At 31.8% G+C, this 23,676-nt stretch carries 28 protein-coding genes; 7 read left to right on the forward strand and 21 right to left on the reverse strand.

What is annotated here, in order from left to right; genetic code table 11:
• The first annotated feature begins 303 nt into the window (after nucleotides 1-303).
• The 3 genes from ACZIYX_RS05390 (at nucleotide 304) to ACZIYX_RS05400 (ending at nucleotide 4,994) form a co-directional block, all read left to right on the forward strand.
• Nucleotides 304-3,270 carry a TonB-dependent receptor gene (locus ACZIYX_RS05390; protein ID WP_462681181.1) on the forward strand — a complete coding sequence of 989 codons (2,967 nt, stop codon included), beginning with the start codon at nucleotides 304-306 and terminating at the stop codon, nucleotides 3,268-3,270.
• Between the two features lie 181 nt (nucleotides 3,271-3,451).
• Nucleotides 3,452-4,702, forward strand: coding sequence for a mechanosensitive ion channel family protein (locus tag ACZIYX_RS05395; protein ID WP_462681182.1), 1,251 nt, complete (start codon nucleotides 3,452-3,454; stop codon nucleotides 4,700-4,702).
• A gap of 10 nt (nucleotides 4,703-4,712) precedes the next feature.
• Nucleotides 4,713-4,994, forward strand: a complete 282-nt coding sequence (locus ACZIYX_RS05400; RefSeq protein ID WP_462681183.1) for a DUF3817 domain-containing protein — start codon at nucleotides 4,713-4,715, stop codon at nucleotides 4,992-4,994.
• 200 nt (nucleotides 4,995-5,194) lie between these two features.
• Here ACZIYX_RS05400 and ACZIYX_RS05405 read toward each other — a convergent pair whose 3' ends face one another.
• Complete coding sequence (locus ACZIYX_RS05405) at nucleotides 5,195-7,240, reverse strand: HD family phosphohydrolase (RefSeq protein ID WP_462681184.1); 2,046 nt, start codon at nucleotides 7,238-7,240, stop codon at nucleotides 5,195-5,197.
• A gap of 241 nt (nucleotides 7,241-7,481) precedes the next feature.
• Here ACZIYX_RS05405 and ACZIYX_RS05410 point away from each other — a divergent pair, with 241 nt between their 5' ends.
• The 4 genes from ACZIYX_RS05410 (at nucleotide 7,482) to ACZIYX_RS05425 (ending at nucleotide 11,200) form a co-directional block, all read left to right on the forward strand.
• Nucleotides 7,482-8,660 (forward strand): acetyl-CoA C-acyltransferase, encoded by a 1,179-nt coding sequence (locus tag ACZIYX_RS05410; protein ID WP_462681185.1) that lies wholly within the window; start codon nucleotides 7,482-7,484, stop codon nucleotides 8,658-8,660.
• A 229-nt stretch (nucleotides 8,661-8,889) separates the two neighbouring features.
• Entirely contained in the window at nucleotides 8,890-9,642 is a 753-nt protein-coding gene (locus tag ACZIYX_RS05415) for a C40 family peptidase (RefSeq protein ID WP_462681186.1), read from the forward strand.
• 161 nt (nucleotides 9,643-9,803) lie between these two features.
• Nucleotides 9,804-10,385: a TetR/AcrR family transcriptional regulator gene (locus ACZIYX_RS05420; protein ID WP_462681187.1), complete on the forward strand. Its 582-nt coding sequence runs from the start codon at nucleotides 9,804-9,806 to the stop codon at nucleotides 10,383-10,385.
• 65 nt (nucleotides 10,386-10,450) lie between these two features.
• A complete protein-coding gene (locus ACZIYX_RS05425) occupies nucleotides 10,451-11,200 on the forward strand; it encodes an SDR family NAD(P)-dependent oxidoreductase (protein ID WP_462681188.1) in 750 nt (249 codons plus the stop codon).
• 128 nt (nucleotides 11,201-11,328) lie between these two features.
• On the opposite strand, the gene ACZIYX_RS05430 is transcribed toward ACZIYX_RS05425, so the two are convergent.
• The 20 genes from ACZIYX_RS05430 to ACZIYX_RS05525 form a co-directional block, all read right to left on the reverse strand.
• The gene (locus ACZIYX_RS05430) at nucleotides 11,329-13,881 is read right to left on the reverse strand and encodes a zinc-dependent metalloprotease (RefSeq protein WP_462681189.1); all 2,553 of its coding nucleotides are present in this window, start codon (nucleotides 13,879-13,881) and stop codon (nucleotides 11,329-11,331) included.
• Between the two features lie 296 nt (nucleotides 13,882-14,177).
• Entirely contained in the window at nucleotides 14,178-14,687 is a 510-nt protein-coding gene (locus ACZIYX_RS05435; protein ID WP_462681190.1) for a hypothetical protein, read from the reverse strand.
• Between the two features lie 10 nt (nucleotides 14,688-14,697).
• Nucleotides 14,698-15,372 (reverse strand): hypothetical protein, encoded by a 675-nt coding sequence (locus tag ACZIYX_RS05440; RefSeq protein ID WP_462681191.1) that lies wholly within the window; start codon nucleotides 15,370-15,372, stop codon nucleotides 14,698-14,700.
• 32 nt (nucleotides 15,373-15,404) lie between these two features.
• Nucleotides 15,405-16,079, reverse strand: coding sequence for a hypothetical protein (locus tag ACZIYX_RS05445; protein ID WP_462681192.1), 675 nt, complete (start codon nucleotides 16,077-16,079; stop codon nucleotides 15,405-15,407).
• A 53-nt stretch (nucleotides 16,080-16,132) separates the two neighbouring features.
• A complete protein-coding gene (locus tag ACZIYX_RS05450) occupies nucleotides 16,133-16,423 on the reverse strand; it encodes a hypothetical protein (protein WP_462681193.1) in 291 nt (96 codons plus the stop codon).
• Nucleotides 16,398-16,880: a hypothetical protein gene (locus ACZIYX_RS05455; protein WP_462681194.1), complete on the reverse strand. Its 483-nt coding sequence runs from the start codon at nucleotides 16,878-16,880 to the stop codon at nucleotides 16,398-16,400. Before ACZIYX_RS05455 ends, ACZIYX_RS05450 begins: the two co-directional genes overlap by 26 nt.
• Before the next feature lie 44 nt (nucleotides 16,881-16,924).
• Nucleotides 16,925-17,854, reverse strand: coding sequence for a hypothetical protein (locus ACZIYX_RS05460; RefSeq protein ID WP_462681195.1), 930 nt, complete (start codon nucleotides 17,852-17,854; stop codon nucleotides 16,925-16,927).
• A 2-nt stretch (nucleotides 17,855-17,856) separates the two neighbouring features.
• A complete protein-coding gene (locus ACZIYX_RS05465) occupies nucleotides 17,857-18,555 on the reverse strand; it encodes a DUF6304 family protein (protein WP_462681196.1) in 699 nt (232 codons plus the stop codon).
• A 7-nt stretch (nucleotides 18,556-18,562) separates the two neighbouring features.
• The gene (locus ACZIYX_RS05470; RefSeq protein WP_462681197.1) at nucleotides 18,563-19,123 is read right to left on the reverse strand and encodes a hypothetical protein; all 561 of its coding nucleotides are present in this window, start codon (nucleotides 19,121-19,123) and stop codon (nucleotides 18,563-18,565) included.
• Between the two features lie 19 nt (nucleotides 19,124-19,142).
• Nucleotides 19,143-19,667 (reverse strand): DUF4303 domain-containing protein, encoded by a 525-nt coding sequence (locus tag ACZIYX_RS05475; protein WP_462681198.1) that lies wholly within the window; start codon nucleotides 19,665-19,667, stop codon nucleotides 19,143-19,145.
• Between the two features lie 5 nt (nucleotides 19,668-19,672).
• Nucleotides 19,673-20,152, reverse strand: a complete 480-nt coding sequence (locus ACZIYX_RS05480; protein ID WP_462681199.1) for an imm68 putative immunity domain-containing protein — start codon at nucleotides 20,150-20,152, stop codon at nucleotides 19,673-19,675.
• Nucleotides 20,153-20,197: 45 nt separating this feature from the next.
• Nucleotides 20,198-20,704, reverse strand: a complete 507-nt coding sequence (locus ACZIYX_RS05485) for a DUF6678 family protein (protein ID WP_462681200.1) — start codon at nucleotides 20,702-20,704, stop codon at nucleotides 20,198-20,200.
• Nucleotides 20,705-20,706: 2 nt separating this feature from the next.
• A complete protein-coding gene (locus ACZIYX_RS05490; RefSeq protein WP_462681201.1) occupies nucleotides 20,707-21,087 on the reverse strand; it encodes a hypothetical protein in 381 nt (126 codons plus the stop codon).
• 49 nt (nucleotides 21,088-21,136) lie between these two features.
• Nucleotides 21,137-21,796 carry a DUF2947 family protein gene (locus ACZIYX_RS05495; RefSeq protein WP_462681202.1) on the reverse strand — a complete coding sequence of 220 codons (660 nt, stop codon included), beginning with the start codon at nucleotides 21,794-21,796 and terminating at the stop codon, nucleotides 21,137-21,139.
• Nucleotides 21,797-21,826: 30 nt separating this feature from the next.
• Nucleotides 21,827-22,126: a hypothetical protein gene (locus ACZIYX_RS05500; protein ID WP_462681203.1), complete on the reverse strand. Its 300-nt coding sequence runs from the start codon at nucleotides 22,124-22,126 to the stop codon at nucleotides 21,827-21,829.
• The gene (locus tag ACZIYX_RS05505; protein ID WP_462681204.1) at nucleotides 22,126-22,431 is read right to left on the reverse strand and encodes a hypothetical protein; all 306 of its coding nucleotides are present in this window, start codon (nucleotides 22,429-22,431) and stop codon (nucleotides 22,126-22,128) included. The genes ACZIYX_RS05500 and ACZIYX_RS05505 overlap by 1 nt, the downstream gene beginning before the upstream one ends.
• 13 nt (nucleotides 22,432-22,444) lie before the next feature.
• Nucleotides 22,445-22,756, reverse strand: coding sequence for a hypothetical protein (locus tag ACZIYX_RS05510; RefSeq protein ID WP_462681205.1), 312 nt, complete (start codon nucleotides 22,754-22,756; stop codon nucleotides 22,445-22,447).
• Nucleotides 22,753-22,890, reverse strand: coding sequence for a hypothetical protein (locus ACZIYX_RS05515; protein WP_462681206.1), 138 nt, complete (start codon nucleotides 22,888-22,890; stop codon nucleotides 22,753-22,755). The genes ACZIYX_RS05510 and ACZIYX_RS05515 overlap by 4 nt, the downstream gene beginning before the upstream one ends.
• 37 nt (nucleotides 22,891-22,927) lie before the next feature.
• Nucleotides 22,928-23,155: a hypothetical protein gene (locus ACZIYX_RS05520; protein ID WP_462681207.1), complete on the reverse strand. Its 228-nt coding sequence runs from the start codon at nucleotides 23,153-23,155 to the stop codon at nucleotides 22,928-22,930.
• A 6-nt stretch (nucleotides 23,156-23,161) separates the two neighbouring features.
• Nucleotides 23,162-23,668, reverse strand: coding sequence for a hypothetical protein (locus tag ACZIYX_RS05525; protein ID WP_462681208.1), 507 nt, complete (start codon nucleotides 23,666-23,668; stop codon nucleotides 23,162-23,164).
• Between the last annotated feature and the right edge of the window lie 8 nt (nucleotides 23,669-23,676).

Here is a 23,676-nt window from a genome sequence, read left to right on the forward strand (position 1 = left end):
CTCCGGGAGTTGAGTATTTGAAAATGTTTGATAACCCACACCCGAATAAAAAAGAGAATGCCTTGACACAAAATTAAACCTCTTTTTGTCTGCTAAAAGTATCTGTTGTTTTATTTTTTTTAACATATATTTAATAAAATAAAAGGTAATCAAAAACAATACATAAAGTAAGTTTTTTACGTAAAAATTTAGATAAAATGATTTTTTTTATAATATATTTTAAAAAAAAATCAAAATTTTATGTTAAATGAAGTCATTTTAGATATATTTAGACCCACAATCATTTAAACAAATTTTTAACATATGAAAAAACTTGTATTCATTTTAATCGCATTATCCTCTGGTTTGTGTTTTTCACAACAGACTGTAACCGGAGTGGTCTCTGATCCTGATGGAGCTCCTTTGCCAGGGGTTAACATTATAGAAAAAGGAACCTCAAACGGTTCTACAACCGATTTTGACGGAAAATACAGTATTGAGGTTAATCCGGAAAGTACTTTAATATATAGTTATATCGGTTTTAATACCAAAGAAGTACCTGTAAATTCTCGAACCACTATTAATATTACCTTAAATGGTGGCGCAGAACTTGAAGAAATTATATTGGTAGGATCCAGAGCATTACCAAGAAGTAATACTACTTCTTCGCTTCCTGTAGATGTACTACCTGTCAAAGAATTAGCCTCTACCGGACAAATAACATTTGATAAGGCTTTACAATATAAAATACCTTCTTTTAATACCGTACAAACACCCGTTAACGATGCTACTTCCTTATTAGATCCTTACGAAATTAGAAATATGGGACCTAGCAGAACGTTAATCCTTATTAACGGAAAACGTAAAAACCTAAGTGCTTTATTGTATACTCAAACTTCTCCGGGAAGAGGAGAAACAGGTTCTGATATTTCTGCAATACCAACAGATGCTATCAAACGAGTAGAAATATTAAGAGATGGAGCGTCTGCACAATATGGTTCTGATGCCATTGCAGGGGTAATGAACATTATTCTAAAAGATGATCCTACAGATGGATCTGTAACTGTAAGATCCGGTATTACTTCTGAAGGAGATGGAGAAATGGTAGGAGTTAGTTTAAACAACGGCTCTTCTATAGGAGAAGATAAAGGATTCTTTAACTATACCGTTGATTTTTCTAAAGTTAATCTGGCAAACAGACCCGGAGATGTTGATGCAGAAGGAGAGTTTAATGATTTTGTATTTACAAACCCAAATAGTTATAATAGCTATTTAGATAGCGGCGGACAGACACTAGGGGGAGTTAGCTTAGCTGGTCGTACTGCTGAAGAAGCACAACAAGAGTTTTTAACTAATTATGTAGGTACTCCTGCTTATAACACCAGGCTTGCTGAAATAAATAACTCAAATACACAAGGCAGAGCGGCTGTAGATCAATTTTTAGCATTAAAACCAGATGCAGGAAATATTAATGGTTCCCCAGAAACGGCTGCGGCAAAATTTTTGGTTAATGGTGGATATGATATTAGTGAGAATACACAAGTTTATTTGAATGCTGCTTATGTATACAAAAAAGTAAACAGCTTTGCTAACTATAGAACCCCATACTGGAGAACATTATCTGATTTTCCTTATTTAGCCGACTTTTTCCCTGATGGACCAGGTGGTTCTTATATAGGATATGTTCCTACTTTTGAAGGAGATCTTAATGACTATAATGCTACGATTGGTTTTAAAACCAAAAAGAATGGATGGAATTATGATTTAAGCTATACCACAGGTGGAAATACACAAACCTATACTGTAAGTAATTCACACAATCGTAATACTGTATACTCCCCTTCTACATGGATTGATACAAATGGTAATGGTAATGTGGATTCAGGTGAGATTACACAAGGATCTGAATTATATAGAGAAAACAGCCCATTATCTTTTGATCCGGGAGGAACAGGATTTAGACACAGTGTTGGTAACATTGATATTGCAAAATTGATAACTGATCAAATAAGTGTTGGTTTTGGTGCAGAGTTTAGAACAGAAACTTTTGAAATTTTTGAAGGAAGTTTAGCATCTTATGATGGTGGTGGAGCAGATTCATTTGCTGGTAATAGTCCTGAGAACTCAGGGAAATTTAATCGTTACAATTTTGGAGGATATTTTGATATCTCTGCAGATATCACCGAAGACTTTTTGGTTAATGGTACCGTTCGATTAGAAGACTATAGTGATTTTGGAGAAGCTTTTGTTTGGAAATTAAGTACCAGGTATAAATTCTTAGAAGATAAGCTAACCTTAAGAGGTTCTATATCTACAGGGTTTAGAGCTCCTACATTACATCAAATCTATACTCAAAAAGCACAGTACAGTTTTGTTCCCGGATCAGGAATCCAGGTTGGAGGATTAATAAACAATGTTTCTCCTCAGGCTAAATTATTAGAGATTCCAAAATTAGACGCTGAAAAATCTACAAATATCACAGTTGGTATTGGTACTAGTATTAATAAAAATATAAATTTTACTGTTGATTATTACAATATTGAAGTTGAGGACAGAATTATATTGAGTACAGAAATAGGTAAAACAGAAACAGATGCTGTAGGTAATAGTATTGGTAATACAAATCTTGATCAATTATTAAATAACAACAACTTAAATGATCTAAGTTTCTTTGTAAATGCCCTTGATACAAGAACCTCTGGTATAGATTTTGTAGCAAATTATCGTAACATTAATATTGGAAATGGAGATCTTGATTTTAGCCTTTCTGGAAATTATACTCTTGAAAACAAAAGAATAGGTAATGTTAAAAATCCAAAAATTGTTGCTGATGCCGGACAATCTGTAGTAAATGAAACTCAAGAAGCATTATTTTTTACTTCCAGACCAGAAACTAAATGGATATTGGGTGCTAATTATGAAATAGGTAAGTTTGCCTTTTCTGTTAACAATACATATTTTGGAAAAACTACTTTTAGACAACAAGGTATGAGTACCGATCTAAAAACAGAATTTATCCCAAAAATAGTTACTGATTTAGGTATTAATTTTAATGCAACTGAAAAATTTACTATTGCTCTAAATGTAAATAATCTTTTAAACGTTTTACCAGAGTGGGAATTTAAAGCTCTTAACGCTAATGGACAAGCAATACTTAATGATCCTGCTCAAGTTAAGGAAACTTCTAACCTAATTACGTTTAACCAAAGATATTCGCAAATGACTTATGATGGATATCACTTTAGCCAATTAGGAACAATGTTTAGCTTATCTTTAAATTATAAATTATAATATATAACTTTAACTTAATACCTCTACCCTCCTTTGTTTCTGTTAAAAACAAAGGAGGGTAATTTTTTTGTAATATTTTTTACCCGCTTAGTGGGTTTAGCAATAAAAATCTTACTTTTTATACCCATTGTCAATGCATAGAGTTATACTTTTGTAACAAACTGAGTTATATATTATACCCATGAAAGATTTGATACGTTACTTTTACAACCTTTTTGTTTCAAAAGGGATTCCTGAAAATATAGCAGAGTATTTAAACCTTCTTATTGGTGTTTTTATACTATTAACTGTTCTTTTTTTATTGGATTTTGTAATGAGAAAAGTTATTGTAACTATTTTTAAAAACTATGCTATAAAATCTAAAAACACTTTTGATGATTATCTGGTAAAAAATAAAACTTTTGATTATCTGGCACATATCGTTCCATTATCGTTAATTATTTGGATTGTTCCTTCATTGTTTTATGCTTTTCCAACAGCAGAAAAATATCTAGAAAATCTATTTGTTATTATGTCTACCATTTTAGCTATCTGGATTATAAGAAGTATTCTTAGAACATTTAGAGATTTTCTAAAATCTTTAAATTCTTTTAAAGACAAACCAATTGATAGCTACGTTCAGGTATTTATGATTTTTATATGGTTTATAGGTGCAATTATGATGTTTTCGTTTATAACCGGAAAATCTATCTGGACGTTTTTAACCGCTCTGGGAGCCATGTCTGCTGTTATTTTATTAATTTTTAAAGATACTATATTAGGGTTCGTTTCTAGTATACAAGTTGCAGTAAATGACACTGTAAGAATTGGAGATTGGATTACTATGGAAAAATATGGTGCAGACGGAGACGTTATTGAAATTAATTTATCTTCTGTAAAAGTTCAAAATTTTGATAAAACTATCACCACAATACCAACTTATTACCTTACCTCAGAATCTTTTAGAAACTGGCGTGGTATGATGGATTCTGGTGGAAGACGAATTAAAAGAGCGCTTCTTATTAAAACATCAAGTATTTCATTTCTATCCAAAGAAGATATTGAAGAATTAAAAAAAATAGAGATTCTTAAAGAATATCTAAATCGAATTCAAACAGAGATTGACAATTATAACCAAGAACGTTCTGTGGATAAAAGTACATTAATCAACGGTCGAAACTTAACTAATATGGGCGTTTTTAGAACCTATCTGGAAATATATCTGGAGAAACATCCCTATATCAATAAGGAAATGACAATAATGAGTCGCCAGTTAGAACCTTCTGCCCAAGGAACACCTCTGGAAATATATGCATTTAGCAATGATAAAGTATGGAAAAACTATGAAAAAATCATGGCAGATATTTTTGATCACCTACTATCTGCTATCCCATATTTTAAATTAGATGTTTTTGAATTACAATTTAATACTGAAAACAAACCATTAAACTAATACAATTTTTATGATATCAAGTTTTAGAATCATTAGCTATCTCGAAGGTATTTCGTACCTGTTAATCTTATTTATAACCATGCCTTTAAAATATATGTTTGACTCTCCAGAACCTAATAAAATTATTGGTATGGCACACGGTTTTCTATTTCTTATTTATATTGTCTTTGCAATTCTTGTAAAATATGAGAAACAATGGAACCCTAAAACTTTGACCATTGTACTGTTATGTTCTATTATCCCTTTTGGGACTTTTTGGATGGATAAAAAATATTTAAACAAGGAGGTGTAAAAAATTATTTGCCCTAGTGTATATACACTTTAACCCGGATTATAACAAAACATTTTTTTATCATTTTATAGTCAATTACTCCAGGGCAAACCAAAGAGGTATCCAACAAAAACTCCCTCTTTTATTTTAAGGCAATCCTCGAATAATCAAATTCCACAATGTGGTATAAAATATCCAGAGCAGCATATCCGTAAACTATATTACTCTGGATATTCTATTCTAAGATGGTATATATTGGTTAGTTTGCGCTTAAACACTTTTTTGATTTGTTGGATTTCTTTAAATGTAATATTAGCATTAAGAAACTGATTGTCTTCCATCTGTTTGCTTACAATTTTCTCTACAAATGTATCGATTAAGCTACTTGTTGGGTTTTTAAGGCTTTTTGATGCTGCCTCCACACTATCACTCATCATTAAAATAGCAGTTTCTTTAGAAAAAGGTTTTGGTCCCGGATATCTGAAGTCTTCTATATTTACATTTTCATTACTTTCTTTTTCTTTGGTATAAAAGTAATACACCAAACTCGTTCCATGGTGTGTACGAATAAAATCGATAACCCGATCCGGAAGATTATATTTTTTGGCAATTTCTATACCTAATATAACATGATTGATGATAATTTTTGCGCTCTCTTTGGGTGATAATATATCATGGGAGTTACCTGATGCAGATTGATTTTCGGTAAAATATGTAGGGTTTGCCATTTTGCCAATATCATGATACAAAGCCCCTACTCTTACCAACATAGCATTTGCACCTATTTCATTTGCTGCAGCCTCTGCTATATTAGCCACATTTAGAGAATGATGAAAGGTACCCGGAGCTTTATCAGATAATTCTTTAAGTAAAATAGAATTTGTGTCACTAAGCTCTAATAAAGAAACATCAGAGATTAATCCAAATATTTTTTCGTAAGCATAAATTAAAGGGTGTACTATTAAAGTAGCAAATCCGCTAATAACAAATAAACCAACAATAGCCCAATCTATATTGTATATGTTTCCTTCATGGATTACATGAAAAGCAATATATGAAATAATATAAATGGATGTAATTTGCCCGACCGAGATAAACAGGTTTGCCCTTTTAAAAGATTCTGAAATTGTTAATATGGTTACTATACCTGCTATAATTTGCAAAAAAGTATACTCATAACTATTAGGGACTACAAACCCCAAAATCAGCACTGTAACTACATGAGTAAACAACCCCAGCCTGGAATCAAAAAATGCTTTCAATACCAAAGGAAGCATACAAAGCGGAACAACATATATAAAATCTGATTTGTATTTTACAACAACGGTGGTTATTAAAACCAAAAAAAGGACATTAAAAAAAATAAACGTTACCTGTGTGTTATTATCATATATGTCTTTTCTATATTTTCTAATAAACAGCAAAAGCATTATTAGTGCCAAAGAAACTAAAAGACAATACCCTAATACTATCCAATAAAAGTTTTTATCACTCCATACCTGGGATTCGTATTCTGCTTTTAATGAATTTAAAATTTGTAATTTTTCTCCTTCTACAACTTCTCCTTTTGCAATAATTCTAATCCCTTTGGAAACACTACCTCTTGTGGTAAGAACTTTGGATAGTTCATTTTCAACTATACTCTCTGTTAAGTTTTTATTTAATCTTACATTCGGTTTTACAATATCATAGTACAGAGCTACAAAATCACTTTTAAACTTTCTATATTCACTATTATCTATTTTTGAACTAATTGTTTTGGTTAATTCATTTGGGCTAAAAATCTGACCATAAGTAATAGCTTCTGCAATATTGCCTTTATTTAAAAATATCTGTCTTTTATCTGCATAAGAATACGTTTCTTGCAAAACACCATATTTATATATATCATTAAGTAGTATTCTCCCAAAAAGTTTAGACTGATCTTTTGTACTACTTTGATTAAGAGTTTGTAAATAATTAGAAAAAGCCCTGTCATAAGACTCTTTAGCTCTATTTGCAATTACTGTATCATACTCAAAATATGGTATAATATTGTCGTTAATCTCTTTTTTTTCTTTTTCGATTTCTGTTTCAGTCTTTGCAATAGCAAAATCAAAGGGAGCATACAGATTTTCATATTGCCAAGGTTTTCCTTTGGCAAATTCGTACTTAAATATCCCTCCTTTGGGAAACAGATATACTATTAATACTGTAGTGCATATAAAAAGAAAAACTTTATATATCGACGATTGTTTTCTGTATAATTTATTTAAAAGTCTTCTCATCTGTATGCATATTTTTTATCATCTCAAAAGTCAGATAAAATCGCCAATAATCCCCTTTGTTGCTATTCATTTAATAGCTATAGATCACTTCCTATTTTGTATATGATCCAAAAGTACTAAAAAATCAGGGAGCATTACATTAACCGGGATTAACATTCTTATTACCAACTTCCCTATGCATATACTTCAAAAATCATTAAATTCGCAAAATAACAATACACACACTTTTAAAATATAAATAATGAGTAAAGAAGTAGTAATCGTGTCTGCAGTACGCACACCAATTGGTAGTTTTATGGGAAGTTTATCTACTGTTCCTGCAACTCAACTTGGAGCTATTGCGATTAAAGGTGCATTAGATAAAATAAATCTGGACCCTTCATTGGTTCAGGAAGTATATATGGGCAATGTTGTGCAGGCTGGTAATGGGCAGGCTCCTGCAAGACAGGCTGCAATTGCTGCTGGAATTAGTGAAAATGTTCCTTGCACAACTATTAATAAAGTATGTGCCAGTGGAATGAAATCTGTTATGCTTGCTGCACAAGCAATAGCCCTTGGCGATGCAGATATTATTGTTGCGGGAGGGATGGAAAACATGAGTTTGATACCACATTATGTAAGATTAAGGGCTGGTCATAAATTTGGTCCTCAAACCCTCGAAGATGGTATGCAAAAAGATGGACTGGTAGATGCTTATGACCAAAATGCAATGGGAGTATGTGCGGATCTTTGTGCCAAAGAGTACAGTTTTAGCAGAGAAGATCAGGATGCATTTGCTATTCAATCCTATGAGCGTTCTGCAAAAGCATGGGCAGAAGGTAAATTTGATAATGAAGTTGTTCCTGTTGCTGTTCCACAGCGTCGAGGAGAGCCTGTTATGGTTACAGAAGATGAAGAATACAAAAACGTAAACCTAGATAAAATACCTGCATTGCGACCAGCTTTTTCTAAAGAAGGAACAGTTACCGCAGCAAATGCTTCTACTATAAATGATGGTGCCGGAGCTGTAATCGTTATGAGTGCAGAAAAAGCGGCAGAACTTGGATTAAAACCTCTAGCAAAAATTAAAGGATTTGCAGATGCTGCCCACGAACCAAAATGGTTTACAACAGCTCCTGCAAAAGCGTTGCCTAAAGCAATAAAAAAGGCAGGAATATCTCTTGATGATGTGGATTTTTTTGAGTTTAATGAAGCTTTCTCTGTAGTAGGGCTTGCTAACTTAAAAATACTGGGGCTTACAGATACCAATACAAATGTAAATGGTGGCGCGGTTTCTTTGGGACATCCTCTAGGTTGTTCTGGGGTAAGAATATTGATTACATTAATTAATGTTCTGGAACAAAATAATGCCAAAATAGGTGCCGCTGCTATATGCAATGGTGGTGGTGGCGCATCTGCAATGGTTATAGAACGAGCATAACAATATATCTTTTTATATAATGCATAGATAAATTAACAGCCTCGTGAGCAAACTCACGAGGTATGTTTCTGAAAATATTATTTTGTTTTTCGAGATCCCCCGGGAATTAAACCCTTAATAAGGGATTAAAATCTAAGCTTTATATTGTAATCTGATTATTGTGATGACTGAAATCAATATTTTTAATTAATGTCTGGCGTTTTATCGTCTGTTTTCTATAAAAAAATTAATGCAATACGGTATTTGTAATTTAAGTATTGTTCCGTTACGTTCTGATCCTCAGGATACTAGTGAAATGGTTTCTCAAATATTATATGGTGAACACTTTAAAGTCTTAGAACAACGTAAAAAATGGAGCAAAATTCGTTTAGCTTTTGATAACTATGAAGGTTGGGTGGATAATAAACAATTTTTGGAAATATCCGCAGAAAAATACAAGGAGTTTAATGAACGCCCTCCCTCTATGGTTGGGGATCTCGTAGAGTTTGTAAGTTATCAAAATAACCAATTAATGCCAATACCTTTGGGGGCTTCTTTGGGAGCATTAGATTTCTTTAATCATCATTATGAGGGTGCCAGGATCACCAAACAACAAGAAAAAAAGAACATTGTAAATACGGCATTCTTATTTCTTAATGCTCCATATTTATGGGGAGGTAAAACAAATTTTGGTATTGATTGTAGTGGATTTTCACAAATGGTATATAAGCTTAATGGATATAAACTGCTTAGGGATGCCTCCCAACAAGCAACTCAAGGGGATGCGCTTAGCTTTATTGAAGAAAGCGAACCCGGAGATCTGGCATTTTTTGACAATGATGAGGGAACTATAACCCATGTGGGAATTATGATGAAGGATAATTATATTATTCATGCACATGGCAAAGTACGTATTGATCGTATTGATCACTCAGGTATTTATAATGTAGATAAATGCATGCACACTCATAAACTAAGAGTTATTAAACGAATTATTGAATAAAAAACTTAAAAAACCCTGAAGCAATAAAATACTTCGGGGTTTTATTATGGTACTTAAAAACAACTCATAAGATTATAGCCCTTCTCTATAAATTTTATAATTTTTCTAACAGTTTTAATTAAATATTTTATTAATTTTGAAACGATCATTTCAATAAGATAATGCCAAAAGAAGAAACATTTAATAGAGTTCAGGTTTTAGAAAAAGCTACCGAAGTATTTCATAAAAAAGGATACAATGGTACTTCTATGCAGGATTTGGTAGATGCAACATCCTTAAACCGCTCTAGCATTTATAATTCTTTTGGCAGTAAATTAAATATGTTTTTAGAAGTTCTTTCCTTTTATCAATCTGTACATAGTAAAAATTTTAGTCGTGGGTTAGCTAATTCATATAATGCTAAAGAAGCAATTGAAACTATCTTTAGCCTGCACTTAAATGAAATTATAACAGATAATGATAGAAAAGGATGTTTAGTTATAAATTGCAAATCAGAGATGGCTAATCAAGAGATTTCTATAAAATCATTTATGGAAAAAAATCAAGAAAGAATGATCGCTATGTTTGAAGATATTGTAACAAAAGGGCAAATGGAAAAGATTTTTAATCAAGAACAAACAGCCAATCAATATGCTTTATACTTATTTTCGTCTATACAAGGCTTACGAATGATAGGGATTTTAAACAAAAACGAAGAAGAGCTTAAAAACCTTATACATATAACAACCAAGATCTTATATTAAATTTTTTTATCTTATTTTGAAATGATCGTTTCAATAAAAAATCCTAAATATAAAAAACAATTACAATGAAAAAGTTACAAAACAAAGTAGCCATTATTACAGGAGCAAATAGCGGTATTGGATTAGCAACTGCTAAATTATATTTACAACATGGGGCTAAAGTAGTACTTTCTGGAAGGAGGCAAGAAGCTTTAGATGAAGTTGCAGCTACATTAGATGGAGATTTTATTACTGTTAAAGCAGATGTGTCTATTGCTGCAGATAATAAAAGATTAATTGAAGAAGCAACAAATAAATACGGAAAAATTGATATTCTTTTTCTTAATGCTGGTATTGCTCCTCCTACTCCAACCAACGAAATTACAGAAGAGCATTATGATACTTTATTTAATACTAATGTAAAGGGTCCTATATTGGCTACCAAAGAAGCCATACCACATATAAATGATGGTGGTACTATTCTTTTCACCAATTCTATTGTTCATCAAAAAGGATTTGACGGATTAGGAGTGTATTCTGCAACAAAAGGTGCCTTACGTGCGTATCAGCGTGTTTTAACATCAGAATTGAAATCCAGAGGCATACGTGTTAATTCTATCGCTCCGGGACCGATAGATACTCCTATTTATGGAAAAATGGGACTACCACAAGATGTTGTAGAAGAAATGGGTAAGGGTTTTGCTCAACAAGTACCATTAGGTCGTTTTGGAACTTCAGAAGAAATAGCAAAATCAGCATTATTTTTGGCTTCAGAAGATGCATCTTATATAAATGGTGTAGAGCTAGAAGTAGATGGCGGACTAAGTCAGGTATAAAATACCCTTGTATCAAAAATGTAAAAGCGTTGATAGATTAAAAATCTATCAACGCTCTTGTATATCTAAAAAAATAAAATCAAGACATTGTAAATCAAACGATAAAGACTGTATGATACAGTTATAGTTTATTGCTTAACAATCTGGTGTGTATACTTTTTGCCTTTTATATCCAACGTTACTATATACAATCCCAATTTAAGAGAATTTACATCAATAGTATTTTGATTATCCACATTTCCTTGGGATACTTTTCGTCCTAAAACATCGTGTATAGAAAAAGGGGCATTACTTATAGGGGCAACGATATTTAAAATCCCTTTATCGGTTATTGGATTAGGATATACCCAGGTTACTTTATCTTTATTAATTCCATTTCGAGCAGCAACTGCTGCCGGTGCAGCAATCTCAAAAGCTTTAGATTCTGAACTACCTATATTTTCTGCCCCAGAAATCAATGTATTGCCGCCAGATCTTATAGCATACGAGCCTCTACCATAAGCACAGCATATACCGTCGTTGGCAGAATCCTTAATAGTAAACGTATACCTGCCTGGTATAAAGCAATCCTGTAAAACAATTTCGGTTTCTTTTTGATCATCTTTATACGGACCTCCTTCTGATACAATATTATTATTACTATCTACAATTTTCCAGGTAGTTTCCTTAGGATATCTATCTAATCTTAAACTTATGGTTGCATCAATACAGTTTGCGATTTCAAGGTTTTCATTGGTGATATCAAAAAAGATATTATTCACCGGCTTTACCATGATTCTATAATTATTAGCTAATGTTTCAGGAAGTCTTATTTCCTGTTCCCCATCATTTACAACATTTCTAGCCAAAGCTTTATCCAAAGGGTATGTTGCTCCCCCATCCTCAGATAATAAAATATCTACATTAGCAGCATTTATTCCGTTTCTATTTGTCCCAGCTACGTCCCAGGTTAGTGTATGCATTGTATTAGGTCTTAACCTTATATGCTTACGGTTTAAAGTAGTTATCTTAAATGGTCCAGCTTCTGCAACAACATTTACTCTCATATCATCACTCCTATTTGCTCCACCACCAGCTTTGTTATCTCTTACAGTCAGCCTAAAATTTAAGGTTCTGGCTACATCAGGAACTGCTTCCCATTTCCAGTTGGTTTTCCCTTTTTTTATAGTATCTAATGTTGGAAAATATCGCTTTTTGGATGCTGTAGGACTATAGGATCTAAAAGCTACTCCCGTTGTTGCATTTTTGTTAGGAAACTTGGTTGCTGCATTATCTTCATCCATTTGTTCCCAACAATAGGTAAGGTTATCCCTAACGTCTGCATCTCTTCCCTCGCCCGTTAATACAAAAGGTGTTCCTTTAGGAATAGTATAATCTGCCCCTGCATTTACAGCGGGAATATTATTACCTGTATTACTGCGAGTACCACATTGTTGTCCTCCTTTTACAAAATCTGTAACTTGCTTAATAGACACTGCATGAAAATAAGGATCACTATGCTGTTGTACATCTGTATTAAGACCTGTGATCCCAGCATACCCCATAATGGTAGTACCACTTCCTGGTTCCACATGTCTATTGGTTCCTTCATTTCGTCCAAATGTCCAGGTATGATTTGCTCCAAATTGATGTCCCATTTCATGAGCTACAAAATCTATATCAAATGTATCACCCGTTGGTACCCCGGAAGTTGTAAACGCACTTCCCTTTCCTCTGGCATTACATACCATACCTATAGCACCTGCTCCATCTCCGTTAGGAGATTGGTTAGAAGCGACTCCTCCAAAAAGATGTCCTATATCATAATTAACAGGTTGACCATTAATTCTTTCTGCATCTAACACTCTCTGTATTTCTTCAAAATAATTACTTTCTCCTGTCTGTGCATTATAATTATACGGGTCAGGGTGTTCTCTATTATTTGAGAAAATTTTGGTGTGCACCAAATTAAGCCGAATAGAAAAATCCCTTTCAAAAATAGCATTTACCCTGGTTATAGTAGCATTAATAGCTGCTTGTGCCTGTGCTACTCCTCCATGAAATGCAGTATACTCATCTGTCGCAGAGATTGCCAATCGATATGTTCGTAATATGCCATCGTCTGCATTTTTTGCTCCTACCGATGATTTATGGTTATAACTAGTGGTACTATTTTTAGTGTGACACTTAAACTTTTTTATCTCTTTAACTTTACTATCTTTTGTATACACACTGTATACTTTGCTATTAGTAGTATAAGGTTCGATAAATACAGCTTTTGATTTGCCTGATAAACGCATAGTTTGTAAACCGCTTGGTGAAACACTAAAATGAATTGTTGCGGTTGGATCTTTAATCCCATATCCAACATAAGATTTGATCTCGGGATATTGTGCCGATAGTTCTGGACTCATTATGGGAGACTCTAATATTGTATAGGACTCCATTATTCCTTTATCATTTGGAAATGGTATTACTATACCAGAGTTTTTGCTAGATTTACTTTTGAGCGGAGAGGATTTAAGTATTTTTTTCATTTGCTGTATATCCAACTCATAAAGGATATTATCTGGCAAATAACTTGCTGTACTTTTGTTTTTCTGTAAGCTTTTAGAATTTGAGGTTCTTTTCCAAATATCATTTTGAGAAAAGCCAATGGTAACTACAAATAGTACCATCATTAATGAAAGTTGAGTTTTCATAGGGTTTATATATTAAAATTAATAATTCAAATCCATATAGAACAATGATTATTAGTTACTTAATCAAATATTGCTCTATAAGTATTCACAATTATAATTTTATCCCTATCCGTCCTTACAACAAAACAATATAGCTTAGTTTCGTTCTCTAACGTCTATTACTTTTCTTATACAACAGTTAATTCATAAAACACCCTATTTATTTTTAGGTTTTTTTTTAGTTTTTTTTTAGTTTTTTTTTGGATAGTATCAAAAAACGCCTAATTATTTGGTAATAAATAGTTAAACCCGCTTTGCTAAATCTTTTCTTTAATTGGAAAATTTCTAAATCCACAAAGTTCTAATTCATTTTTATCGTAGTCCTCATCTTCAGGGTACTCACACCAATTATTGAATAAAAACTCAACGCCACTCTCAAAAATTATTTTATCCCAAAATTTATCCTGATGTTCTTTGTACTTAATATTTTCTATTTTAATACGATTTATAATTTCTTTATACTTTATAGGTTCAGAAACCGTAAAGAAGTATGTATCGACCTCAACCCCGTCGTTTAATGCAAAAACCCTCGTATTTGGTTTTTCAATAAAAAAATCATTAAAATCTTGGCATGTTATTGCGTAAATCTTATTGGTAGTTGAATACAAAAATCGAAAACCATTGTAATACAATCCGAACCTTTCATTTTTATAATTGGTTATTTTATAAGGTTCTCCCAAATAGTCTATTACTTGGTCTTTGTTCATCCCAATAGAAATATCACCGAACTTACCTGTTAAAACAAAATCTTTAATTGATATTATCATGAATTTTTATTTATAATGGATTGTCCCACACCCAACGTTTTTTATCTCCTATGTAACCACTTATGTAATCCAAAAATTCATCTGCCAGATCACTTTTATACGCTAAGTCCATTTCTTGGTATACTTGTGCTACAAAATATATTGCGTTATACATGTTTTGTTGGGACACTCCTTTGGTTTTATACTTCATTAAATACATAAGCCCTTGTTCTGCTAATTCATTAAAGTTTGAATTATGAAGACTGCTTATAATTTGTTGTATTTCGTTGATCAAATCAACCTCTGTAGATGTTAAGTTGGGGATTTTTACAATAGGAGTCACTTTACCCCTAACAATAGGGATTATAACAGTTGTAAATGAGTTGGTACCCCCCCTTTCTGATAGAAGTAAATTTGCTAAATCATCGGCAGATTTTAATTTTTGTAGGTGATACGCTGGTTGGTGGCCTATATATATAAAACAATAGTGATCCCCGATAATAATTAGATCTTTGCTTAACCGAGAAGGTCTTTTATGAATAGGTACTCCCGAAGGTTGATGTATTTGTAATTGTTCGTTTAAATAGGAGTTTTCTTGATCAAAGAGCATCCACTCCCATAATTCTTGTGGTGTGAAATTACCATCAATTTCTTCAAATTGTATTGCTGATAATTGTTGTAAAATGGAGTCTAAATTATATTTCATTTTTCTAGATGGAATGCTGTTTCATGGTGATATTAATTCACCAATTTCTCTGATACTATATTTAGTAAATTTCTAAAACTGGTTTGATGTACTTCTACTTTGAAAGAATCTGCAATACATTCAAACGTAGTATCATGAAACCCAAAAAAGAAATGTTTCATATCTTTCCAGTTTTCTGGATTATAATTACGGTGTACACTATTTATATTCTGAATTTCTTTTATCCAATTCGAATTCATAATTTGCATAGGAGCATAAAGCTCTAAGCCTTTTCCGTAAAGCGGATGTCCTTCAAAAACTTCGTCATTTGGTGAACCCAACTTTGCTGATGTACAATGCTCAAATTCTACCAAAGCTAAAGAGGTAATTTTATCACTTGCAGTATCTATTACAGTAGTATAAGTTCCATCCCAATTGGGATCCACAGATTTTACGTAAAAAATTAAATACCCTTTATAATCATTCATAAACAAATGAGGTAATGGAGCACCTACATCCCAAGCTACCGGAAAGTCAATAATATCTGCATATTCTTCGTTTTTTGCTGCGGATAAATGTCTTTCACATATAAGTAAAGCGTCAGATGCAGCATTAAACTCTTCCCATTCTACACCTGTGTTTGATGTTCTAACTGCAATACTTGCTGCTTTAAGCGTAGCTTTTGCTAGATTCAATTTATTCTCATAGTTTTCAATAATCTTTGACATTATTTAATACATTATTTTACTGGTACTTTTGCTTCAAGATATAGTTTTTTTTACTATTTGTCTATTTTTTTTCGACATAGAACTAGTAATTTATCTATTGCTATTTTTGTTACTCCTTCTGGATTTGAAGCTAAAAAAAGTCTGCATTCATCTTCAATAATTACTTCATTTCTTTCAAAATTCACTTTAAAATTAAAAAGATTACTAAACAATGTATTTTCATTCAATTGCTTTTCATTTTTTAGAAATCCAATTAATAAAGGGATATGATCTACTTCATTATTAAAATAATGCGTAATCAAATCTACAGAGGGTTGATTATTTCTCTTTTCTTTCCCGTTCATTTTGTTGTGTTACTTTTATTTTAGTAATCTTTTTTAAATCAATATCTATTATAGTTCCCGAATCGCCATAACAAATTAAGTGGTGATCTTTTACCTCTGCTTTGTGTATTGGGTTTGAGAACGTAAAAAAGATTGCCCAGTTTAATACTCCGTTTAATGCTGTAGAAGCCACATATCCTTCGTTGCCCATGCCTCCATCACCAAATACAAATTTTTGATTTTCATACTCAAATGCGCCATGAAAAATATCACATTCGACCCAAATATCGTCGTTGTATTTTTCTAAACTTTCTAGTGTGGTATCACAAATCGCAGACCAGTATTGCTTTGTTTCTCCATTATTTGGGTCGTAGGCACTGTATGCATTTCCGATTATGATATCTCCCTCTCCCATAGTAATGCAATCAAAACCTGGTAAATAGCCTTGTTTCCATTTTTCTTGTATTTTTTTATTCATTTTCATCATTCGCTAAAAAATTCTAATTTGTTAAGGTCTATTCTTTAAATTTCGGGGAAATGTTCTTTTAGTAAAGGAATTAACAGTTTCCATTCTAATCCTGCTTGCATTAAATCATCAATTTTATATTCAAGTTCATACGGTCTTTCGATTTCATCATTTTCATTATATTCCTCAAACGGTGTTAAAAATCCATTCACTGCATTTAACACGTGTACTCTCTCCTCCTTACTATTAACTTCCATGAACCTTTTTTTTGCTACAATAATTCGGAAGCTTTTTAGCGTATTAATACAGAATGGTATTTCTTTAGCATACATTTTTCTGGCATACTCTACTATGATTTTTTCATAGTCATCGATATGTACACTCATTAACCCTATTGCGTCTAAAAGAAATAATTGGGTTCGTGTATGAAATTCTTTTGTATCCTTAACTTTATGTAAGTTGATTATTTGATACAGTTCTTCCATCTCTTCTAAAAATTCCAATTCATCAAAATCAATTTTTTCTATTTCTTGAATAAATCGTTGTGGTAATTGTTTTAAAAACTGATTGAGCTCTCTTATTTTTCCTTCAATAAAAGGGGTATCATTTAACTTTTGATGTTCGATTTTTTCTGACTGCATGGGGTCTAATTCATCATTAAAAGAACTGCATAACTGATACTTAAAATGAATCAATTCTGTTCCTATTTCTATAAATACTAATGCATTTAAAAAATGAGGTTTTACGGTTTTATAAGACCATTGATACTCATCAAAATCTAATTCTAATCGCCATTGTTGATTCTTGTTAGAGTAACCACATTCAAACTGGCAAATAATAGGTAAAGGGGTATCAAAATGTCTGTCTTTTAATAGTTGCTCATATCCAGGAGTTATGCTTTGCTTTATTACCGAAAACTGATCGCGTAATAAGGCATTGATTTCCTTATAAAACAAACTACTTTTTACTATTTCGGTTTCGTGCATTTTCAAATAAATTTTCTCCAATCTTTATAAAACCAATCTTCATTGGTAGGGAGTTGGTGATCTGGACAATCAAAGGTTTCTTGTACAAAAAATAGACTTTCATTTTTTACTCTCTCTTCTGTCCATAAATTCATTAAATCATACTTATTGTTCATTTGTCTTAGCTCTGCTTTGTGATTTTTGAAACAACACAATCCACCAAACATACCGTTTCCAACCGGGTGATAGTTAGAATATTTACAACTTAAACAGGTTTTTAAATAAATATTTTTTGGTAATTGATTTTGCAATGCAATTAAAGCATCTTCCATCCATTCGAGCTTTTTTTCAACTTTAAACTCACCAAAAGATGTCGTTAACAGCAAGCTAGTTAGTTCGCTATCCAATCCATCAATAGTGGTAGTTTCACCAACTTCTATATGCACTACTAAGTTTTCTGTAAAGGTGTTTTTGGTATCTGCATTAAAGAGTTGTATGGGTATCGTTATGGTTAGGTTAAAGTTGGTTATATCTCCTGATCCATCCTGAAACATTTCATAATCAAATTTTGCGTCATCAATTTCTTCTGCTCCTAACATTTCAAAATCAGAGCCTTCAAAATCAATTCCTCTTAGCGTAAAGAACATATTGCTACCATCGGATGTAATTATCACATTTTCTGTTCCTCTTTTGTCTTGATATATTGCTGGATATGTACGCATGGTATCTTTATTTTTCTATTACATAAGGAAATCCAATATCGGTAACTTTACTTTGTGTTCCTTTTGCTATTGGATTGATTTGAAACTCAAACGTAGCTTCTTCAATGGTATCTTGTATTGTAAAACCGCCTAAAATAGTAACAGCGTAACAACCGTTTTCTAAAACTACTTTTTGCCTAACTCCTGATTTAACAGCTTCTTTTAAACGATTTATTCCATTTTCTATAGTCCAATTTTTTAGGTAGGGCACAGTAATCAAACAAATTTCATTATTAATTACATTCAACACATACCCACTTTTTTTAAATAATAAAGTACTTGAATCTTTCTCAAATTCTGAAGTTTGATTATTGCTATTAAAGAAAATGGTATAGGGCTGATTGCTAACAGAACTCATGGGGATGATTACACCATTTTGAGTAGCCAATTCGGCACTTTCATTGGTTGTAAATTCGTGTAATAAGTCATCTGACAAATCATTTTCTTGTTTAAATTGCAAAAGGTTATATGGATCTGTTAAAAAGAAATAATCCCAAGTATCGTTTAAACATTCTGTAAATTTTATCATTCCTTATCTCTGCTTTATATTACCATATTTTATTTTGATATGCTTGATAAGCTTCTCCATACGTTTCAGTATTGGTACGTTTTGCCCATTTTATCAGATTTTCTTCTGGTTCATCGGTATCAGAAATACTAAACAATACTAAAATGTCTTTCTGTAAGTTATCCTTGAAAAAATTATCTTGCTGTAACTCTTCCAATACTTGTACACAGGTTTCAAATAATTGATTTTTAAAAGCATCAAAATCTATATCCTCTCTTAAAACTTCTTTATTTAAGGTTTTACAAATAGCATTTACCTCATCATTTGCTCCGTCTGATGTGTGCCATTCGGCAGGTTCAAAGTCATACACTTCTTTATATATAGGATCCTCTTTTTGCATTTTTTGCAAATGGGCACTAGTATTGGTATAAGGAACCACTGTCATAGCACCATCATCACTTACCAATGCAAATGCACAGATGTCTTTACCGTAGTTAGTTACATTTTCTAAAAATGCATTTTGAGTTGCCTTTTTTATTTGTTGTTTTAAAGAATCAAAGTTCATACGTTTTAATTTACCATTTTCTCAAAGGCCGTTAGAATTTCCTTTATATCCTTAAGTGTTTCCTTTCGTTCTTCTTCTATACACATTTCAAACAACACATACTTATCAGGGTTGTTATAAATGGATTGTAAAGCAGCATAAATAGGCTTCACCTCATTTTTTTTAAATTCAAATTTCAATATTTTACTTCCATACGCTTTTGTTAAATCTGCTTTTTGATGCAATTGGGCTTCAACAATTATAACTGACAACCCTATTATTATATCTTCAAAATGAATGTATTGCTCAAACTTCGAATTGATAAATTTTACATTATTATCGGTTCTCTCTTCAAGTAAAGATGGATTGTCAATATATTTCTTTAGATCGGTATTTTCATAAATCAAATCTATAGTGAGCGTATCATTCGCTATATTTTCTACCAATTCTAAAAAATCTCCTCCAAAATCAGAACCAAAAGCGGTGTCTTTCCATTTTTCAATCATATACATTCGTTTTTAATATCGTTACTAAGGTCGTGTCTTTTGTTTTTACTTATATCCATATATAATTACAGAACCTTTTTCTTGATCAAAAGGGATATTCAAATTGTTTAGCAATTGAATAAGTTCTTCTGTTTCTTCTAGTACTTTTGGTGGTACTAAGTGTCCTTGGTGTTTTCTGTATTTTGGACTTATCTCTAACCACTCAATGGTAAAAAATATGGGGAGTCCTTCTTCCCAGAAACTGGACCAATCTCCAAAATAGGCAGGTTCTTTTTTTAAATCTTTAAAGCTAAATTTTGCTTTATCCCACTGAATTAGTTTTTCGTTATATGCTGGCGGAAAAGGTAAATTTTGTATCCCTAGTTGTAATTCTAACCATTTGGTATCATTCATTACAGAGGACAAATTTCTTTGTTTTACAATTGCTGCTACCTGTTGTTTTAGCTTTATAATATCAGGGTCATTTTTTGTAAGGTATTTATATTGCTCAAACAGCGTTAGATTCATCGAATCAACAGATGAGTAGAGATTATATTTGCCGTCATTGGTCATTTTTATGTTGTTTTAATTTCATATTCAAACTCATCAAATCGATAGGTTAACCAACCATCACTTTCTTTACTAAACCCATTTAATACTAGTGTTGTTTCTTCTTTAAGAAGAATTTCTTGAATAAAATCAAATGTTTCAAGGTTGTTCATCCAATCTATTTTCAAATAATAGCCATCGGTAGACGGGTCTTTTGTTATGTATTTACTAACATTTAGTTTTTTCCAGTTTTTTATTTTTATATGTGTTTCTTTAAATTTTGTCAAATCATTTATTCTAATAGCTCCTTCTGAAACAATTGTAATTTCGTCATGGTTTTCTCCAAGTGAAATTTCTTTAATTCTAAAGTCTGCCAGACTTATTTCATCCATTTTTAATTGTTCCATTTGTTATTTAAAGTATATTAATCGTTGTTTTCATAAATTTACTTAACAGTTAGTAACTATTGGTTTTTGTTCTCTCACCAATGGCAATACTTCCGCTCACTCCTATTATCAATACTTTTTCACTTTTTGGGTTTAGAATAATATTCATTTCATCTTCATACATAAACGGAATCCAATATTTGTATACCGTTTCCCAATTGGTTTCTGCTCCTGTATATCTACCCCAAAAAAAGTATACCATATCAGAGGAGTCCCAATCAAGTCTATGTTTTACATTTTTTTCAAAAGCTGGATAGTCTTCTTCATTCCAACTTGTACCCCAGTTCCATTCTTTGGCAAAAGATTCAACGTTTGTAATATTCCAATCATCATCTGATTTTACCAGCATCAAATGGCGCTGTTTTTCGGAAATATGCTGGTTCCAAAGTTGTTTGGAATAGTTTTCTGTTAACGGCTTTATTTTATTCGGAATGGTATCCTTATCCTTAAAAAAATGCTGTGAGCATTCGATAAAGAAGTCTTTAATATAAAACCAGTCTTTAAAATCTATGTACTTTTTATTTTTTTCGATTTCTAATAGTTCTGCTTGTCTATCCTTCCATTTTTTTATGGCAGATGCAACGGTTCCGTTTTCTACCAACAGTTGCTTCGCTTCGCTTAAACCTATATTTAAAGTGTTTCTTATATGTTTTACTTCTTCAATATTCATTTAAGAGTATTCTAGTAATTATAAAGATTTTTATTCCTGATAATCAAATACGGTATATTTAATATTTTTGTGCTCTATATATTCTTTTAATTCTTGTAAATTTTTCCAAAGGTAACCTCCTCCATATCTACAAATGTAAATCCCATTATTATCAAAGCAAATACTAATATCTGGCATTTTACCTTTATTGTCAAGGGATCTAAAATCCCAAAATGTTTTATTATTGAATATGTATTTTTTATCAAATTCGTCAATAGTTTTTACTACATCTTGGATCTCTGCGATTTGTTCCTGAGAAAATTTTGCTATGATTTTATATTCAAAACCCATTAGTCCCCCAGAATTTTAATATCAATTTTTTTATCTAAAAAATAGTTTATTAAGGCTCTAAACTCAATAATATCAACTGTTTTTTTCTTGTCCATATTTAAGTCTGTTGTATTGATATAATCATCTATAATTCGCAAAATTGCTTTTTGATTACCTACCGTTAGCTTTGTATCTTTATAAGGATCTATCAAAATTCCAGACTGGTTTTTAAACACTATTAAAATAGTTTCAATATGAGCATATTGGCTATCGTCTAACCCAAATAGGTATTCGTTAGTAGCTGCTTTATGAAAATCCAATGCCATATATTTTTATAATTTATCTTGAAAAAACACTCCTGATCCCATCAAAAATTTTAAAACAGGTATTGTTATCCAATCCTTTTGGGTGACTTACTTTCCAATGCCATTTACTTGCTTTTAAGGTTTGATGCATACTAAAAAGCTGATATACCAACTTTTTTTCCATTACAGATTTATCTGCATAATGCTCTTCTAAACATTTTAGGGCTTTTAAAAACTCGGTTATTCGTTCTTCTTCTACGTCAGCACTCATTCTAAAGAGTAGATCTAGTCCGTCATCAGATTCGTGTTCGTAATGAATAAGGTTTTTGGCTTCGGTTACTGTCATTTTTTAGCCTCCTTTAAAATTTGTTCTATTTTTTCCCATTGATATAATTCGTTTATAGGGATATCATTATATGGTACTTGCCCATAGTTAGTGTATCCAAAAATAAAAGCAAGAGTTGTCAACATTAATTTCATATACTTTTTTTGGTTTCTATGACCTCCGTTGTGATAATCATTTCCTTATCAATTTGTAAACAAGTACTCCCAGTAAAAAGAGCCCACAAAGCGCAAGAATTCCATAAACTTCTTTTGCTTGTTCGGTATACACTACACCTTCTTCAAGGGATAGAAACTTACCTTCGGTATTGTAATCAAGGTTTGCTCTTTGTATATACATCCAAATAAAGAAAGTAGTAACACATCCTAGAATTGTTATTATAATGTAGCGTATATATTTCATATTTATTTACGAATAATCTTCAGGATCATTTCTGTACTCCTCTAATTTCTTTTGGTAAATAGTTAAAAATCGTTCTTTTTCGTTTGTATCCAGAGTTCCCGAATTTTCTACATCTTCATAAGTTTTAGACCATTCTAAGGCTTTTAATAATGACCAAATGATATGTGTCCCTGCTTGATATGCTTCTTTTGTGAGTTCTGGATATATTTCTTTTATATTTCCGGGAATTTCTTCGTTTTCGGTTATTAAACCAAATAAATCTGAAAGTAGCAAATCCGTATCTTTTAATCCTAACCCTTGCTTTTTAACTTCATCATCTCCTTGTTCTATATCTGGTGTTTGTTCTACCCAAGTTAATTGCTCTACAGTTGGCCACATAAATTTTGCCGTTGAGCCATGCAATAATAAGCCTGATTTGATACGCTCTATAACTTTCCCTAATTGTTGCTTTGATGTCTTTTTTTGCGAATATTCACTTAATAAAGACAATAGTATTTGTTTTCCGATAGCCATATTATTTA

This window comes from Aquimarina sp. (genome assembly GCF_977115655.1).